Genomic DNA, 15,421 nt, shown 5'->3' with positions numbered 1-15,421 from the left:
GGAGGTTTCACGTGAAACAGGACCGCTATGGGGGTCAAGCGCAACCGGGTTCGGTTGTTTGGTTACTTCGTGATGCGACGATTCTTCGGCTTCGGTCCCCGTGAAACCCGACACCGTGTTGTTGATCGCCACTTGGATTCCGCCCGCTTTCTCTGTCCGCCACCGGCCACTCTTAGCCTATCGTTGCGCGGCCGGATTCACGGGTGTTCCGTGGGTGTGTGGAGCAATAGGTCAAGCAGCAACCCGGATGCGCACCACCGTCGTCGGCTCTTCCAAGAGATCGTCTCCTACGGTCAGGACCTCTGTTTCACGGCCGCCGAGCTTCCTGATGACCTTTTCAGCCTTCTGGACTTCATCAGCCGCGCTGCGGCCCTTGATGGCCAGCATCTCGCCGGTGCCGTGCAGCAGTGGAATGGAAAGGCGGGCGAGCTTGTCGAGAGCCGACACTGCTCGAGAAGTCACGACATCCGCTGCGACTTCGTCCCCCGCAAGTTCGGCTCGCGTCCGCAGCACTGCGACATTGTCGAGTCCGAGATCCTCAATGACTTCATTGAGCCAGGCGACCCTGCGCTCCAACGGTTCGATCAGCGTCAACCGCAGGTCAGGCCGCGCCAAGGCGAACGTCAGTCCTGGCAGGCCGGCCCCGCTTCCTACATCCGCAACCGCGGCGTCGCGCCCGATCAAGTTTGCGACGACGGCGCAGTTCAGGACGTGCCGGTTCCACAACCTCGGGACCTCCCGGGGGCCTAGCAAGCCTCGTTCGATGCCGGAAGTGGCCAAGTGCGCAACGTATCGCTCCGCCAGGCCCAGGCGTTCACCAAAAACGGCGTGAGCCGCTCTGGACTCCGCCACGCTCATTTCAACTACGGACATACCTCTGCCTATCAGACCGATCCGCCGGACAAGGTCAGGACTCCACCGACACCACGATGTGCCGGTTGGACCCCTCGCCCTCGGATTCACTGATCAGCCCGAGTTCAGCAACGGCGTCATGGACGATCTTGCGTTCGTACGCACTCATCGGCTCGAGCGCCACGTCACGGCCTGTTTCCTTGGCTTCGGCGACGGCGTCTTCGGCGATCTTAAGCAGTTCTTCGCTACGGCCTTCGCGGTAGCCGGTGATGTCCAGAACCAGGCGGGAGCGGTTGCCGGTGGTGGTTAGAACGGACAACCGGGCCAGCTCCTGCAGTGCTTCGAGGACCTCGCCGTCAGGGCCCACCAGAGCCTTGAGCGCGTCGTTGTCTTCCTCTTCGGAGACGATCGAGATGTAGGTGCGGCCGTTACGGACCTCAATGTCGATGTCCCCGTCGATGTCCGCGATGTCGAGGAGTTCTTCAAGGTAGTCCGCAGCTACATCTCCTTCTTCCTCCAAGCGCTTGGCGGAATTCGATACAGCGTCCTCCTGCTGTTCGTCCGCCGCAGCCGCGTCGTCGGAAAGTTCTTCGGTCACTTCGGATACGCTTTCGCTGCTCATTTTTTCTTCCTGTTCTTACGCTGTGGCTGCTGGCGCTGGCCTTTCACCTCTGCTGGGGAATCGGCCGCGGGCGCCTCGGTCTTCCGCTCGCCCAGCAGCGGTACCATCGGCAGGCCCTTCTTCGCACGGCGTTCGGCAAGTTCGCGGGCAGCCTGCGAACCCGGGGTGGGCATGCGCCGGATCACGAAGAACTGCTGCGCCATGGTCCATACGTTGGTGGTTGTCCAGTAGATCAGCACACCGATGGGGAAGTTGATGCCGCCGATGCCGAACACGAGAGGCAGGATGTAGAGCATCATCTGCTGCTGCTTCATGAACGGGGACTGCATTGCTTCGGCGGACATGTTCTTGGCCATGATCTGCTTCTGCGTGATGAACTGCGACGCAGTCATCGCCAGAATCATGATGATCGACAGGATGACCACAGAGACTTGCTGGGCGCCCCCTCCACCGTGCAGGAGGGACGCGGAAAGCGGCGCACCGAAAATGGACGAATCGTCGAACTGACGAATGAGGTCAGGTGATAGGGCGCCAATCCCCTCGCCGTTCTCGCTGGCGCGCGAAGCGTTGTTCAGCACGCTGAACAGCGCAAAGAAGAACGGCATCTGTACCAGCATCGGCAGGCAGGCCGAGAACGGGTTGGTGCCGTGCTTCTTGTACAGCGCCATTTGCTCCTGCGTCATGGCCTGACGCGAGAGCTGGTCGGTTTTTCCCTTGTACTTCTGCTGCAGCTTCCGGAGATCAGGCTGCAGTGCCTGCATCCCGCGCTGGGCCTTGATCTGCTTGACGAAGACCGGAATGAGGGCTGCGCGGATTACCAGCACCAACCCGATGATCGAGAACGTCCACGTCCAGCCGTTGGCCGGATCCATCCCAAGCCAGGAGAAGCCGGCGTGGAATGCCCACAGGATCCCGGAGACGACCCACGTGAACGGGGTCAGGATGGTGTTTAAGAAGTCCATTACTGATTTGCTCCTCGGGCCGCGCCGCGGCCTTCATCGTCGGCCGGAATGAGTGGGTGGTTAAGCTCCACGATCCGGGGGATTCTGGAAGGGTTCTCCTGCAGCCACAGGTTGAAGGATGCAGACGCCGGAACATGGTCTACGCCGCCCGGGTTCCAAGGATGGCACCGGAGCAGGCGGCGGACGGCCAGCCAACTGCCCTTGGCGGCGCCATGGACCGTCACGGCTTCCAATGCGTACGCGGAACAGGACGGGAAAAAGCGGCAGACCTGGCCGTACAGGGGCGAAACGAGTTTGCGGTACACCCGCAGCAGACCGATCAACGCATACTGCGCAGGACTCATGGTCCTCCTGGGCACGGAAGAATGAGCGGGAACAGGTACGTCATGGGCGCAGGCACTCATTCGGCTCTTCCCTTCTCTCCGTGCGCAGCTTCTGCTGTGGCGGTGCGCGTTAAGGTCAACTTGCCGAGGGCGGCCTTGAGAGCCTTCCGGTAATCCAGTTCCAAAGCCGTGAAGTCTGCGTTGGCAGCTGCCGGAAGGGCCCGCACAACCACGGTGATCCCTCGGGAATACTCATTCTCCCTTAACCCGGCTGCTGCCAGTTCCCGCAGTCTTCTTTTAACGCGGTTGCGGATGACGGCGTTCCCCACGGCCTTCGAGACGATGAAGCCAAAAGATGCCGGGCGGGCTGGGTCTGCTGCCGCCGCATATAACACTAAGTTCCGGCGCCCTGAGCGGGCGCCGGAACGTACAGTTGTTGAGAAGTCCGCCGATGCGCGCATCCGGTGCTGGCTGGGAAGCATGCGCTACCCAGCCGGCCGAAAAACACCGCTGCGGGAACTGAACCTCACAGCCGGGTCGACAAACTGGCTATTTAGGCCGACAGTTCGGTGCGGCCCTTGCTGCGGCGTGCGGCCAGAATGGCGCGGCCGGCGCGAGTGCGCATGCGAAGGCGGAAGCCGTGCTTCTTGGCACGACGGCGGTTATTCGGCTGAAAAGTCCGCTTGCTCACGGTGGTTACTCCAAGACGATCGACAGATGCGGTTGGACCCATTGCAACAAGGGGGAAGAACAGGTCGGCGCTCTATATGGGGTCTATTCCATTGCCAGGGCGTTGGACGCACGAGGACAACAAAGTAGACATGAAGGACTAGTCAACGTTAGGCGATGGCGGTGAGTACCGTCAAACCGGCTGTCTCGGCGCCCGGGCGTTTCCGTGGATAACGCCTGTGGACAACTCTACGCCAAGGGCGCTTTGAGTGGTCCTGGCGCCTCCCTGAAGTGGCGTCCACAGGGCCCTGCATCCCAACTGTCGTCCAGCAGATTCATGCTCTACTCTTGGCAGGAGCCCCTTATCCACTGTCTGTGAATAAGTCTGTGGATTTCGGGCGGGCTGTCGGCAAATGCCGAAGCATGCTGAGCATTTCTGAGGGGTACTACGTGGACACGGACCAGATAAATGACGTCGGAAGTTCCTGGCGCAAAGTGGTCCGGACGCTGGAACAAGACGACCGTGTCTCACCCCGGCAGCGCGGCTTCATCGTCTTAGCGCAGGCCAAAGGCCTGATCGGCACAACGCTGCTGGTGGCGGTCCCCAACGAACTGACCCGCGAAGTCTTTCAGTCGCAACAGCTCAAAGACCCGCTCCACGATGCACTGTTCGAAGTCTTCAAGGACGACATCCTCTGCGCTTTCAGCGTCGACACGGATATGGCTCCGCAGGCGGAACCGGAACCCGAACAAGAGCCCCGTCCGGCCCCGGCGGTCGTGCGGAGCGAGTCGCTGCCCCAGCCGGCGGCGCAGGCCGCTTCCCCGGAACTGGGCAGGCTCAACCCGAAGTACATTTTCGACACCTTCGTCATCGGTTCATCCAACCGCTTTGCCCATGCCGCGGCCGTCGCGGTGGCCGAAGCACCGGCCAAGGCGTACAACCCCCTCTTCATATATGGCGACTCGGGCCTCGGGAAAACCCACCTGCTGCACGCCATCGGGCACTATGCGCGCCATCTCTACAACAGCATCCGCGTCCGGTACGTGAACTCGGAAGAGTTCACGAATGACTTCATCAACTCCATCCGCGACGATGAGGGCGCCAGCTTCAAGCAGCTCTACCGCAACGTCGACATCCTGCTGATCGACGACATCCAGTTCCTGGCCAACAAGGATGCGACGCAGGAAGAGTTCTTCCATACGTTCAACGCCCTCCACAACCACAGCAAGCAAGTAGTCATTACTTCCGACCTTCCGCCGAAACAGCTCTCCGGTTTCGAGGAGCGCATGCGGTCCCGGTTTGAGTGGGGGCTGCTGACGGATATCCAGCCGCCGGAACTGGAGACCCGCATTGCGATTCTGCGCAAGAAGGCCATCAGCGAGGGGCTGTCCGTCCCCGACGAGGTCCTCGAGTACATCGCCTCGAAGATTTCCACCAACATCCGCGAGCTCGAGGGCGCCCTGATCCGCGTCACCGCGTTCGCCAGCCTGAACCAACAGGCAGTCGACATGGGTCTCGCCGAGATAGTCCTCAAAGACCTGATCACTGACGAAGGTGCCCAGGAGATCACGTCGGCCACGATACTTGGACAGACCGCCGCGTATTTCAAGCTCAGCATGGAGGAGCTGACCAGCAAGTCCCGGACCCGGACGCTGGTGACGGCCCGCCAGATCGCCATGTACTTGTGCCGGGAACTGACCGACATGTCCCTGCCGAAGATCGGCCAGGAACTCGGCGGCCGCGACCACACGACCGTCATCCACGCCGACCGGAAGATCCGCGAGTTGATGGCGGAGCGTCGGGCGATTTACAACCAGGTCACGGAACTGACCAACCGCATCAAGCAGCAACAGCGCGAAAGCTAGCCTCTCTGGGCCCGGCGGCCTCCTTCCGTGAACTACACCGATGAAATTAACAGGTGTGGATAAGGCTGTGGATTCTTAAGTGGAGAACCGGTGGTCTTAAGAGGAAAACCACCATGCACCCTGTGGACGCCCGAAATTCCAAGGATCTTCGTCCACAGGCACCCGGTGCCGGTTACGGACGCCCTGCACATGTTGTGAACAGCCAACTTCCGCCAAGGGGAAGGGCCAACCGGGGTTTTCCACAGTATCCACAGCAGTTATTAACACTACGAATCCCATTTCTTGAAGTTCTTCCAAATAACATTTGACCCTGTCCCGGTTCCCACGCATCGTGCCGAATCGGCTCTCCCGGACGTCGTCGCACTCTCGGTGCGCAATGACGGTTGCTGCGGCTAAGCTTGCACAAAGAATCGATGCCATCTGCTTCAACCCGGTGCTCGCAGTCCCACGCACTGCACCCGGCCAGACGCAGGCGGTCTTCCCCGGCATGTTCGTTGTGAAAGGTGGCTTACTTCAGTGAAGTTCAGAGTTGATCGGGATGTTCTGGCGGAAGCCGTGACATGGACAGCCCGTTCCCTGTCACCACGTCCGCCTGTCCCCGTTCTGTCGGGCCTGCTCATCCGGGCCGAAGGCGGCATGGTGAGTCTTGCCAGCTTCGACTACGAGATTTCCGCCCGGCTTCAGATTCCGGCGGACGTCACTGACGAAGGCACCATCCTGGTCTCCGGACGCCTTTTGGCCGACATCTGCCGAAGCTTGCCGTCGGCACCTGTCGATATCGAAACCGACGGATCAAAGGTCGCTCTCTCCTGCCGCAACAGCCGGTTCAACCTCGCCACCATGCCCGAAGGCGATTATCCGGAACTCCCTGCCCTGCCCGATGTCAGCGGCGTTGTGGACGGAGAGGCGTTCGCCCAGGCTGTCAGCCAGGTCATCATTGCGGCGAGCCGTGACGACACCCTGCCCATCTTGACCGGTGTCCGGATGGAAATCGAAGACGATTTGATTACTCTGCTGTCCACCGACCGCTACCGCCTGGCCCTCCGGGAGCTGTCCTGGCGCCCGACGACGCCGGGCATTTCCACCAGCGCGCTGGTCAAAGCCAAGACCCTGAGCGAAGTAGCCAAAACGTTGGGTGGTTCGGGCGACCTGAACATCGCGCTTTCGGACAATAGCGAACTCATCGGTTTCGAAAGCGGCGGACGCCGCACCACGTCGCTGCTGGTCGATGGTGACTACCCCAAGATCCGTTCGTTGTTCCCGGACAACACCCCGATCCATGCGACAGTCGAAACCACGACGCTGATCGAAGCCGTCCGCCGTGTTTCGCTGGTGGCCGAGCGCAACACTCCGGTCCGTCTGGCCTTCACTGATGGTCTCCTGACCTTGGACGCGGGAACCGGCGAAGACGCCCAGGCGTCGGAGGCGATCGAAGCGTCGCTCTCCGGCGACGAAATCACCGTCGCCTTCAACCCGCATTACCTGTCCGAAGGCTTGAGCGCCTTTGACAGCAAGTACGTCCGGTTTTCCTTCACCACGCCCCCGAAGCCTGCGGTCATATCGGCCCAGGACGACCTCGAGGGCGAAGACAAGGAAGACTACCGGTACCTGCTCATGCCAGTGAGGTTGCCCAACCAGTAATTTGATCCCACCGACCCATGGACGAGAGGAAAGAGTGACTGGGATGCACATCGGACTGATCGGCTTGGGCCGGATGGGTTTTAACATGCGGCAGCGGCTCCGGGACGGCGGCATCGAGGTGACCGGCTATGACCGGAACCCGGAGGTCAGTGACACAGCGACCGTTCATGAAATGATCCGGGCGCTGCCCGGTCCGCGCACCGTGTGGGTCATGGTGCCCGCCGGCGAGGTCACCGACACGGTCATCACGGAGCTGGCCGGTAAGCTCTCCGCCGGAGACCTGGTGATCGACGGCGGCAACTCGAAGTTCACCGAAGACCAGAAGCACGAAGCCCTCCTGGCCGAAAGCCGGATAGGTTTTATCGATGTCGGCGTGTCCGGCGGGGTCTGGGGCCTGGCGAACGGTTATGGCCTGATGGCGGGCGGAGCCAGCGAGCTTGTCCAGGCAGCGATGCCGGTCTTCGACGCACTGCGGCCGGAGGGCCCGCGGGAGGAAAGCTTCGCCCACGTGGGTGACGTCGGCGCCGGCCACTACGCCAAGATGGTGCACAACGGGATCGAATACGGGCTGATGCAGGCGTACGCCGAAGGGTACGAACTGCTGGAAGCCAAGGACATCATCAAGGATGTTCCGGGCACTTTCCGGGCCTGGCAGAAGGGGACGGTGGTCCGCTCCTGGCTGCTGGACCTGATGGTGAAGGCGCTCGAAGAGGACCCGGGGTTGAGCCAGGTCAGCGGTTACGTCGAGGATTCCGGCGAAGGCAGGTGGACCGTCGAGGAAGCCATCGAGCACGCCGTCCCGGCCCCGGCCATTACCGCTGCGCTGTTCGCACGGTTCGCGTCGCGCCAAGATGATGCGCCCGCGATGAAGATGGTGGCCGCCCTCCGGAATCAATTTGGCGGACACGCAGTCAGAAAGCCCGCACAAGACCAGTCCGGCCCCCGCAACGAGTCGAAGTAGCTGTAACGCATTGTTTGTTGAATACCTGTCCCTCACCGATTTCCGCACCTACCCGCAGCTGGACATCGCCCTGAAGCCCGGCATTACGGTGTTTGTCGGAGCCAACGGGGTCGGCAAGACCAACATCGTCGAGGCCATCGGCTATCTTGCGTCGCTCTCATCACACCGGGTCAGCAATGACGCACCGCTCATCCGGTTCGACAGCCAGCGTTCGCTGGTGCGGGCGCGGGTGGACCGCGGCGGGCGCAGCACCTCGCTGGAGCTGGAAATCACCGCGGGCAAGGCCAACAGGGCGCGGATTAACCGTGCCAACCCAGTGCGCGCCCGGGAGATCCTCGGGCACCTGCGCACGGTGCTCTTCGCCCCCGAAGACCTCGCGCTGGTCAAAGGCGACCCGTCCAGCCGGCGCCGCTTCCTGGACGAGCTGCTGGCCAGCCTGGTTCCGCACCACGCGGCCACCCGCAGCGATTTTGAACGCGTCCTCAAACAGCGCAATGCCCTGCTTAAATCGGCCCGCGCCAGCGGACGGTTCACCGCCGCCCACGAAGCTACCTTGGAGGTCTGGGACCAGCACATGGCACAGGCCGGGGCCGCCCTGCTGAAAGCACGGCTGGAACTGGTGGACCTGCTGCAGCCACACCTGGACGCCGCGTATGCCGCCCTCACCGATGGGTCCAAGCATGCGGCCGCCGTCTACCGATCCACCATCCACAGCCAGCTATCGGATGACGGCGAGGTGGAGAACGACGGCGGGGCGGGGCTTCCGCCGTTGGCAAGCCTGGGTATGGCCGAACTGGCGGACCTCTACCTTGCCGCCTTCAAACAGCAGCGCAAACGGGAAACGGAGCGGGGCGTCTCGCTGGTGGGACCACACCGGGATGAGTTGGAACTGTTGCTGGGACCGGCGCCGGCCAAGGGCTACGCCTCGCACGGCGAAACCTGGTCGCTGGCGTTGGCCCTCCGGCTGGCTTCGTACTACGTTTTCTGCGACGACGATGCGACTCCGGGCGCGACTCCTGTCCTGATCCTGGACGATGTCTTCGCCGAACTGGACAACCAGCGGCGGACCAAGCTCGCGGGCATCGTGGCCGGCGCCGAACAGGTGATCGTCACGGCTGCGGTGGCCGAAGACATCCCCGAGGCCTTGGCGGGAGAACAGTTCATGGTAGTGCCGGGAGGCGTGGCCAATGGCCAGGAAACCGCCTGACCGGGCCCAGCCGCAGGAGCCGGCAGAGCCGGTGGGACGTCGGCCGGACCTGCCCGATCCGGCGGTGCCTCCCCTGGCCGCGGGCCGGGCCGGAGCTGAGGCGTCACACGACGAAGGCGCTGTGGAAGACCTGGACGCCGCGAAAGCCGTCCTGAACCGGGTGCGCCTCGCGGCAGCGGCCCGCGGCGACGTGCGCACCCGGGCCAACAGCCGCCGTCGCCCGTCCAAGGGGGCACGGCCTGCCGGGGGGTCGCAGGATTTCGGCCGCGACCCCCAGGGGGTGGGGCGCGTGTTCGACCGGTTCGTCGCAGAACGCGGTTGGAACTCCCCGGTGGCAGTCGGGTCGGTCATTTCGCGGTGGGATGAATTGGTCGGCGCGGACATCGCCGCCCATTGCCGCCCGGAAAGCTTCGAGGAAACCACGGTGCAGGTCCGCTGCGACTCAACGGCCTGGGCCACGCAGCTGCGTTTGCTCAGCAGCGCCCTGCTGAAGCGCTTCGATGAAAAGCTGGGCCCCGGCGTCGTCACCAAAATCCAGGTCCTGGCGCCGGCAGCGCCCAATTGGCGCAAGGGCAAGAGGTCCGTCGGCGGCCGCGGACCGCGGGACACCTACGGCTGATTTCGCCCCTCACAGGATGCCCGCGGGAAGCAGCGGGCCCGCGCTTGCTTAGACGGCGTGTAGGGCGCTGGAGACGTCCGCGGACATACACCGTCCCATCGGGCACCCGGCGGCGGCGTCAAAACCCGGTTTCCGTGCCGCATAGAGCTATGTTCGTGCAGGATTCACCGCCCCGACACGGTAGAATTGACTAGGCGGCGCCCGTCCTCTTACCGGAAGGGCGCCGACACACGAGTCCCCCGGACGGAACACAAGGAGTCAACGGCAACTGTGGCAGAGGACAATGAGCTGGAAAACACCGGCGCAGAACCCCAAATGACAGAGGGCAACGACGGCAAGCACTACGACGCCAGCGACATCACCGTCCTTGAAGGCCTGGAAGCCGTCCGCAAGCGCCCGGGCATGTACATCGGTTCCACCGGTCCGCGCGGGCTGCACCACCTCGTTTATGAGGTCGTGGACAACTCCGTCGACGAAGCGCTGGCCGGCTACTGCGACACGATCAACGTGACGCTGCTGGCCGATGGCGGCGTCCGGGTGGTGGACAACGGCCGCGGCATTCCCGTGGACATGCACCCGACCGAGGGCAAACCGACCGTACAGGTCGTCATGACCATCCTGCACGCAGGCGGCAAGTTCGGCGGCGGCGGCTACGCGGTCTCCGGCGGCCTGCACGGCGTGGGCATCTCGGTGGTCAACGCGTTGTCGGCCCGCGTGGAGACCGAGATTCGCCGGCAGGGCTATGTCTGGCACCAGTCGTTCGCCAACGGCGGCCTGCCCGTGGGCGACCTGCGCCGCGGCGAGGAGACCACCGAGACCGGGACCTCGCAGACCTTCTGGGCAGACCCGGAGATCTTCGAATCCACCGAATTCGACTTCGAAACACTGCGCGCCCGGTTCCAGCAGATGGCCTTCCTGAACAAGGGCCTCAAGATCGTCCTGACCGATGAGCGCCACCCGGAAATCCACGCACCGGACGCCGAGGACGTGGACCTGGACACGACACCGGGCACCGAGGTCGAGACCACGGCGGAACACCGCCAGGTCGTCTACAAGTACGATCACGGCCTGCTGGACTACGTCACCCACTTGAACTCCTCCAAGAAGGTGGAAGTCATCCACCCCGAGGTGATCGCGTTCGAGACCGAGGACACGGACCGCAAACTCTCGGTGGAAGTTGCGATGCAGTGGACCACCTCCTACTCGGAGAGCGTCCACACCTACGCGAACACCATCAACACCCACGAAGGCGGCACGCACGAAGAAGGCTTCCGCGCCGCGATGACCTCGTTGATCAACCGCTATGCACGCGAGAAGAACCTGATCAAGGAGAAGGAAGAAAACCTCACCGGCGACGACATCCGCGAAGGCCTCACCGCCGTCATCTCCATGAAGCTGGGCGAACCCCAGTTCGAGGGCCAGACCAAGACCAAGCTGGGCAACTCCGAGGCCAAGGGCTTTGTGCAGCGCGTGGTCACGGACGAACTCGGCGACTGGCTGGAGCGCAATCCCGGACCGGCCCGCGACGTGATCCGCAAGTCGATCCAGGCCTCGCAGGCCCGGCTGGCCGCACGGAAAGCGCGCGAATCCACCCGGCGCAAGGGGTTGCTCGAATCCGGCGGCATGCCCGGCAAGCTCAAGGACTGCTCGTCCCGCGATCCATCCAAGTCGGAAATATACATCGTGGAGGGCGACTCCGCAGGCGGCTCAGCCGTCCGCGGCCGGAACCCGGAGACCCAGGCCATCCTGCCGCTGCGGGGCAAGATCCTGAACGTCGAGCGGGCCCGGCTGGACCGCGCGCTGGGCAACGCCGAGGTCCAGGCCATGATCACCGCGTTCGGCGCCGGCATCGGCGAGGACTTCGACGTGGAGAAGGCCCGGTACCACAAGATCGTGCTGATGGCCGACGCCGATGTGGACGGCCAGCACATCACCACCCTGCTGCTGACCCTGCTGTTCCGTTACATGCGCCCGTTGATCGAGAGCGGTTACGTCTACCTGGCGCAGCCGCCGCTCTACCGGATCAAGTGGTCCAACCACCCCCACGACTATGTCTTCAGCGACCGTGAGCGGGACGAAACCGTCCGCCGCGGCCTGGCGAACAACCAGCGGCTGCCCAAGGAGAACGGCATCCAGCGGTACAAGGGGCTCGGCGAAATGGACTACACGGAGCTGTGGGACACCACCATGGACCCGGAGCACCGGACACTGCTGCAGGTGACGATGGAGGATGCCGCCGCCGCGGACCAAACCTTCTCGATCCTGATGGGCGAAGACGTCGAATCCCGGCGCACCTTCATCCAGCAGAACGCCAAGGATGTCCGCTTCCTCGACATTTAGCCCCCGCCGCAGCCGGCCGGTGAACGGCGGCACGCGGCGGCCGACCGGGCCGCACCAAGGTTTTGACGCAAAGGAAACTTAAACGATGAGCGACGAAGAGACGCCCGACCTGCCCGAAGGCATCGGCGATGAGCCGATCGAGGGTGAAATCCTGACCGACCGGGTGGAGCAGGTCGACCTGCAGACCGAAATGCAACGGTCCTACCTGGACTATGCCATGGCGGTCATCGTCGGGCGCGCCCTGCCGGACGTCCGCGACGGCCTCAAGCCGGTGCACCGTCGGGTGCTGTACGCGATGTTCGACGGCGGCTACCGCCCCGAGCGTTCCTTTAACAAGTGCGCCCGTGTGGTGGGCGAGGTCATGGGCCAGTACCACCCGCACGGCGACATGGCCATCTACGATGCCCTGGTCCGCCTGATCCAGGACTGGACCATGCGTTACCCGCTGGCGCTGGGGCAGGGCAACTTCGGCTCGCCCGGCAACGACGGTGCAGCCGCCCCCCGGTACACGGAAACCAAGATGGCGCCGCTGGCGCTGGAAATGGTCCGCGACATCGACGAGGACACCGTCGATTTCCAGGACAACTACGACGGCAAGAACCAGGAACCGACCGTCCTGCCCGCCCGCTTCCCGAACCTGCTGGTCAACGGTTCCTCGGGCATCGCCGTCGGCATGGCCACCAATATTCCCCCGCACAACCTGCGTGAAGTCGCCGACGGCGTCCAGTGGTACCTGAACAATCCAACTGCCAGCCGTGAAGAACTCCTCGAAGCGCTGATCCAGCGGATCAAGGGTCCCGACTTCCCCACCGGCGCGCAAATCCTGGGCCATAAGGGCATAGAGGACGCCTACCGCACCGGCCGGGGCTCGATCACCATGCGCGCCGTGGTCAACGTGGAGGAAATCCAGGGCCGCACCTGCCTGGTGGTCACGGAACTTCCGTACCAGGCGAACCCGGACAACCTGGCCATGAAGATCGCCGAGCTGGCCAAGGAGGGCAGGGTCGCCGGCATTGCCGACCTGCGCGATGAGACCTCTGGCCGCACGGGCCAGCGCCTGGTGATTGTGCTCAAGCGCGACGCCGTGGCCAAGGTGGTGCTGAACAACCTCTACAAGCACACCTCGCTGCAGGAGAACTTCGCGGCCAACATGCTCGCGATCGTCGACGGGGTGCCCCGCACCCTGACCCTCGACGCGTTTATCCGCCACTGGGTCACGCACCAGTTGGAAGTCATCGTCCGGCGCACCCGCTTCAGGCTGCGCAAGGCCGAGGAGGAAGCGCATATCCTGCGCGGCCTGCTCAAGGCCCTGGATGCACTCGACGAAGTCATCGCCCTGATCCGCGCCTCGTCCACCACGGAAGAAGCCCGCGACGGCCTGATGCAGTTGCTGGACATCGACACCGACCAGGCCTCGGCCATCCTGAACATGCAGTTGCGCCGGCTGGCCGCGTTGGAACGGCAAAAGATCCAGGACCGCCACGCCGAACTCGAGCGGATGATCCAGGAGTTCAACCGCATCCTCGCCTCCGAAGAAGCCCAGCGCAACATCGTCAGCGAGGAACTGGCCGAGATCACCGGCAAGTACGGTGACGACCGCCGGACCCAGATCATGATGGGCTACGGCGGGGACATGAGCATGGAAGACCTCATCCCCGAAGAGGAAATGGTCGTCACCATCACCCGCGGCGGGTACGTCAAGCGCACCCGCAGCGACAATTACCGCTCCCAGCAGCGTGGCGGCAAGGGTGTACGCGGCGCACAGCTCCGGGGCGACGACGTCGTCGAGCACTTCTTTGTCACCACGACGCACCACTGGCTGCTGTTCTTCACCAACCTGGGCCGGGTGTACCGGGCCAAGACATACGAACTCGCCGAAGGCGGCCGCGACGCCAAGGGCCAGCACGTGGCGAACCTGCTGGCCTTCCAGCCGGACGAGCACATTGCCCAGGTCATGGACCTGAAGGATTACCAGCAGGCCCCCTACCTGGTGCTGGCCACCAAACGCGGCCTGATCAAGAAAACCCGGCTGGAGGACTACGACACGAACCGTTCCGCCGGCGTCATCGCGATCAACCTGCGCGACGGCGACGAGCTCGTCTCGGCGCGGCTGGTCGCCGAGACCGACGACATGATGCTGGTTTCCCGGCGCGGCCAGTCCCTGCGGTTCACCGCGACGGACGAGGCGCTCCGGCCGATGGGACGGGCCACGTCCGGCGTGACCGGCATGAAGTTCCGCGAGGACGACGAACTGCTGGTGGCCGGCGTGCTGCGCGAGGACTCCTACGTCTTCATCGTGACCGCGGGCGGTTACGCCAAGCGGACCAAGGCCGACGAATACCGGGTGCAGGGCCGCGGCGGCTTGGGCATCAAGGTGGGCAAGTACCAGGAAGAACGCGGGCATCTGGTCGGTGCACTGATTGTGCAGGAGGAAGACGAGGTGCTGGTGGTGATGGAAAGCGGCAAGGTGGTCCGCTCCTCCGTCGCCGGTGTCCCCGTCCGGGGCCGCGACACCATGGGCGTCATCTTCGCCAAGCCGGATAAGAAGGACCGCATCATTGCCGTGGCCAGGAACTCCGAACGCGGCCTGGGCGGCGACGAGGAAGACACCGAGGCGTCGGACACGCCCCAGGGTCCCGAAACCGGCGCCACAACCGACGCCGAATCTGCGCAGCAGGCAAACGATGAAGTACCGTTGGACGCAGACATGACGCAGTCCGCAGCCGAATCGCCGGCGCCGGAAAACGGAGGTAATGAGTGAGTACACCTAAAACGCCACGGCCGGGTACGCGCCCGCAGCCGGCCAACGCGCCTCGGGCTACCACTCGCAACGGCGGCACGCCGGCCCGCCCGGCCCAACGGCCGGCGGGCAGCGGGCAGCGGCCGGCCAACGGCGGGCAGCGCCCGGCCGGCCAGGCCGCCCGCCCGGGACTCGTGCGACCGGCCCCGAAGGCCAAGGTCCGCCGTGCCCGCCTGCTGGTCAGCAAGGTCGACCCGTGGTCGGTGCTGAAGATGGCCTTCCTGCTCTCCGTTGCCCTGGGCATCGTCACCGTGGTGGCCTCCATCGTCCTCTGGACTACGCTGGACATCACCGGCATCTTTGACCGGGTCAACGGGCTCCTGACGGAAGTAGCGGGCACCGAGGGCGGCGGATTCGATCTGCGGTCCTATGCTTCGCTGGGACAGGTCGCGTCCTTCGCCACCATCATCGCCGTCGTCAACGTGGTCTTGTTGACTGCTCTGGCGATGCTGTCCGCGGTGCTCTACAACATCTCGGCGACGTTGGTCGGGGGCATCGGGGTCACGCTGACGGACGACTGAGCCGATTTGAAGTTCCGGCCCGGCGTACTGTAAAGTCG

Annotated in this window: 14 protein-coding genes; 8 read left to right on the top strand and 6 right to left on the bottom strand. The window is 63.9% G+C overall.

The window, feature by feature from the left end; translation table 11 throughout:
- Positions 1-231 precede the first annotated feature (231 nt).
- The 6 genes from rsmG to rpmH all read right to left on the bottom strand — a co-directional run bounded on the left by rsmG (position 232) and on the right by rpmH (position 3,450).
- Positions 232-858, bottom strand: coding sequence for a 16S rRNA (guanine(527)-N(7))-methyltransferase RsmG (rsmG, locus tag AC5RVS_RS02975; protein WP_494107045.1), 627 nt, complete (start codon positions 856-858; stop codon positions 232-234).
- 49 nt (positions 859-907) lie between these two features.
- Positions 908-1,474 (bottom strand): Jag family protein, encoded by a 567-nt coding sequence (locus AC5RVS_RS02970; RefSeq protein WP_494107044.1) that lies wholly within the window; start codon positions 1,472-1,474, stop codon positions 908-910.
- Positions 1,471-2,436: a membrane protein insertase YidC gene (yidC, locus tag AC5RVS_RS02965; protein WP_493988363.1), complete on the bottom strand. Its 966-nt coding sequence runs from the start codon at positions 2,434-2,436 to the stop codon at positions 1,471-1,473. The genes AC5RVS_RS02970 and yidC overlap by 4 nt, the downstream gene beginning before the upstream one ends.
- A complete protein-coding gene (yidD, locus tag AC5RVS_RS02960) occupies positions 2,436-2,780 on the bottom strand; it encodes a membrane protein insertion efficiency factor YidD (RefSeq protein ID WP_494107043.1) in 345 nt (114 codons plus the stop codon). The genes yidC and yidD overlap by 1 nt, the downstream gene beginning before the upstream one ends.
- A gap of 56 nt (positions 2,781-2,836) precedes the next feature.
- A complete protein-coding gene (gene rnpA / locus AC5RVS_RS02955) occupies positions 2,837-3,241 on the bottom strand; it encodes a ribonuclease P protein component (RefSeq protein ID WP_493988365.1) in 405 nt (134 codons plus the stop codon).
- 71 nt (positions 3,242-3,312) lie between these two features.
- Positions 3,313-3,450, bottom strand: a complete 138-nt coding sequence (rpmH, locus tag AC5RVS_RS02950) for a 50S ribosomal protein L34 (RefSeq protein ID WP_127513203.1) — start codon at positions 3,448-3,450, stop codon at positions 3,313-3,315.
- 401 nt (positions 3,451-3,851) lie between these two features.
- Between rpmH and dnaA the strand changes: the two genes are divergently transcribed.
- From dnaA to AC5RVS_RS02910, 8 genes are all read left to right on the top strand, one after another.
- Positions 3,852-5,294, top strand: coding sequence for a chromosomal replication initiator protein DnaA (gene dnaA / locus AC5RVS_RS02945; RefSeq protein ID WP_494001200.1), 1,443 nt, complete (start codon positions 3,852-3,854; stop codon positions 5,292-5,294).
- A gap of 516 nt (positions 5,295-5,810) precedes the next feature.
- Positions 5,811-6,935, top strand: a complete 1,125-nt coding sequence (dnaN, locus tag AC5RVS_RS02940) for a DNA polymerase III subunit beta (RefSeq protein ID WP_493988367.1) — start codon at positions 5,811-5,813, stop codon at positions 6,933-6,935.
- Between the two features lie 34 nt (positions 6,936-6,969).
- A complete protein-coding gene (gnd, locus tag AC5RVS_RS02935; protein WP_494107042.1) occupies positions 6,970-7,896 on the top strand; it encodes a phosphogluconate dehydrogenase (NAD(+)-dependent, decarboxylating) in 927 nt (308 codons plus the stop codon).
- Positions 7,897-7,906: 10 nt separating this feature from the next.
- Positions 7,907-9,103, top strand: a complete 1,197-nt coding sequence (recF, locus tag AC5RVS_RS02930; RefSeq protein WP_494107041.1) for a DNA replication/repair protein RecF — start codon at positions 7,907-7,909, stop codon at positions 9,101-9,103.
- Positions 9,084-9,722: a DciA family protein gene (locus AC5RVS_RS02925; protein WP_494107040.1), complete on the top strand. Its 639-nt coding sequence runs from the start codon at positions 9,084-9,086 to the stop codon at positions 9,720-9,722. The genes recF and AC5RVS_RS02925 overlap by 20 nt, the downstream gene beginning before the upstream one ends.
- A gap of 315 nt (positions 9,723-10,037) precedes the next feature.
- Positions 10,038-12,062, top strand: coding sequence for a DNA topoisomerase (ATP-hydrolyzing) subunit B (gyrB, locus tag AC5RVS_RS02920; RefSeq protein ID WP_493988895.1), 2,025 nt, complete (start codon positions 10,038-10,040; stop codon positions 12,060-12,062).
- Positions 12,063-12,147: 85 nt separating this feature from the next.
- Positions 12,148-14,823: a DNA gyrase subunit A gene (gene gyrA / locus AC5RVS_RS02915; RefSeq protein WP_494107039.1), complete on the top strand. Its 2,676-nt coding sequence runs from the start codon at positions 12,148-12,150 to the stop codon at positions 14,821-14,823.
- Entirely contained in the window at positions 14,820-15,383 is a 564-nt protein-coding gene (locus AC5RVS_RS02910) for a DUF3566 domain-containing protein (RefSeq protein ID WP_493988372.1), read from the top strand. The genes gyrA and AC5RVS_RS02910 overlap by 4 nt, the downstream gene beginning before the upstream one ends.
- Positions 15,384-15,421 lie beyond the last annotated feature (38 nt).

The organism is Arthrobacter sp. Y3221048, assembly GCF_059092685.1.
The sequence above is the reverse complement of the archived record's forward strand: the minus strand, read 5'-3'. Positions and strand labels throughout refer to the sequence as shown.

Bases quoted from the DNA above. Each gene is read 5' to 3' on its own strand.
- rsmG (WP_494107045.1), bottom strand. From the start codon at position 858: ATGAGCGTGGCGGAGTCCAGAGCGGCTCACGCCGTTTTTGGTGAACGC.
- rnpA (WP_493988365.1), bottom strand. From the start codon at position 3,241: ATGCTTCCCAGCCAGCACCGGATGCGCGCATCGGCGGACTTCTCAACA.
- gyrA (WP_494107039.1), top strand. From the start codon at position 12,148: ATGAGCGACGAAGAGACGCCCGACCTGCCCGAAGGCATCGGCGATGAG.
- AC5RVS_RS02925 (WP_494107040.1), top strand. From the start codon at position 9,084: ATGGCCAGGAAACCGCCTGACCGGGCCCAGCCGCAGGAGCCGGCAGAG.
- dnaA (WP_494001200.1), top strand. From the start codon at position 3,852: ATGCTGAGCATTTCTGAGGGGTACTACGTGGACACGGACCAGATAAAT.
- yidC (WP_493988363.1), bottom strand. From the start codon at position 2,436: ATGGACTTCTTAAACACCATCCTGACCCCGTTCACGTGGGTCGTCTCC.
- AC5RVS_RS02970 (WP_494107044.1), bottom strand. From the start codon at position 1,474: ATGAGCAGCGAAAGCGTATCCGAAGTGACCGAAGAACTTTCCGACGAC.
- gyrB (WP_493988895.1), top strand. From the start codon at position 10,038: ATGACAGAGGGCAACGACGGCAAGCACTACGACGCCAGCGACATCACC.
- yidD (WP_494107043.1), bottom strand. From the start codon at position 2,780: ATGAGTCCTGCGCAGTATGCGTTGATCGGTCTGCTGCGGGTGTACCGC.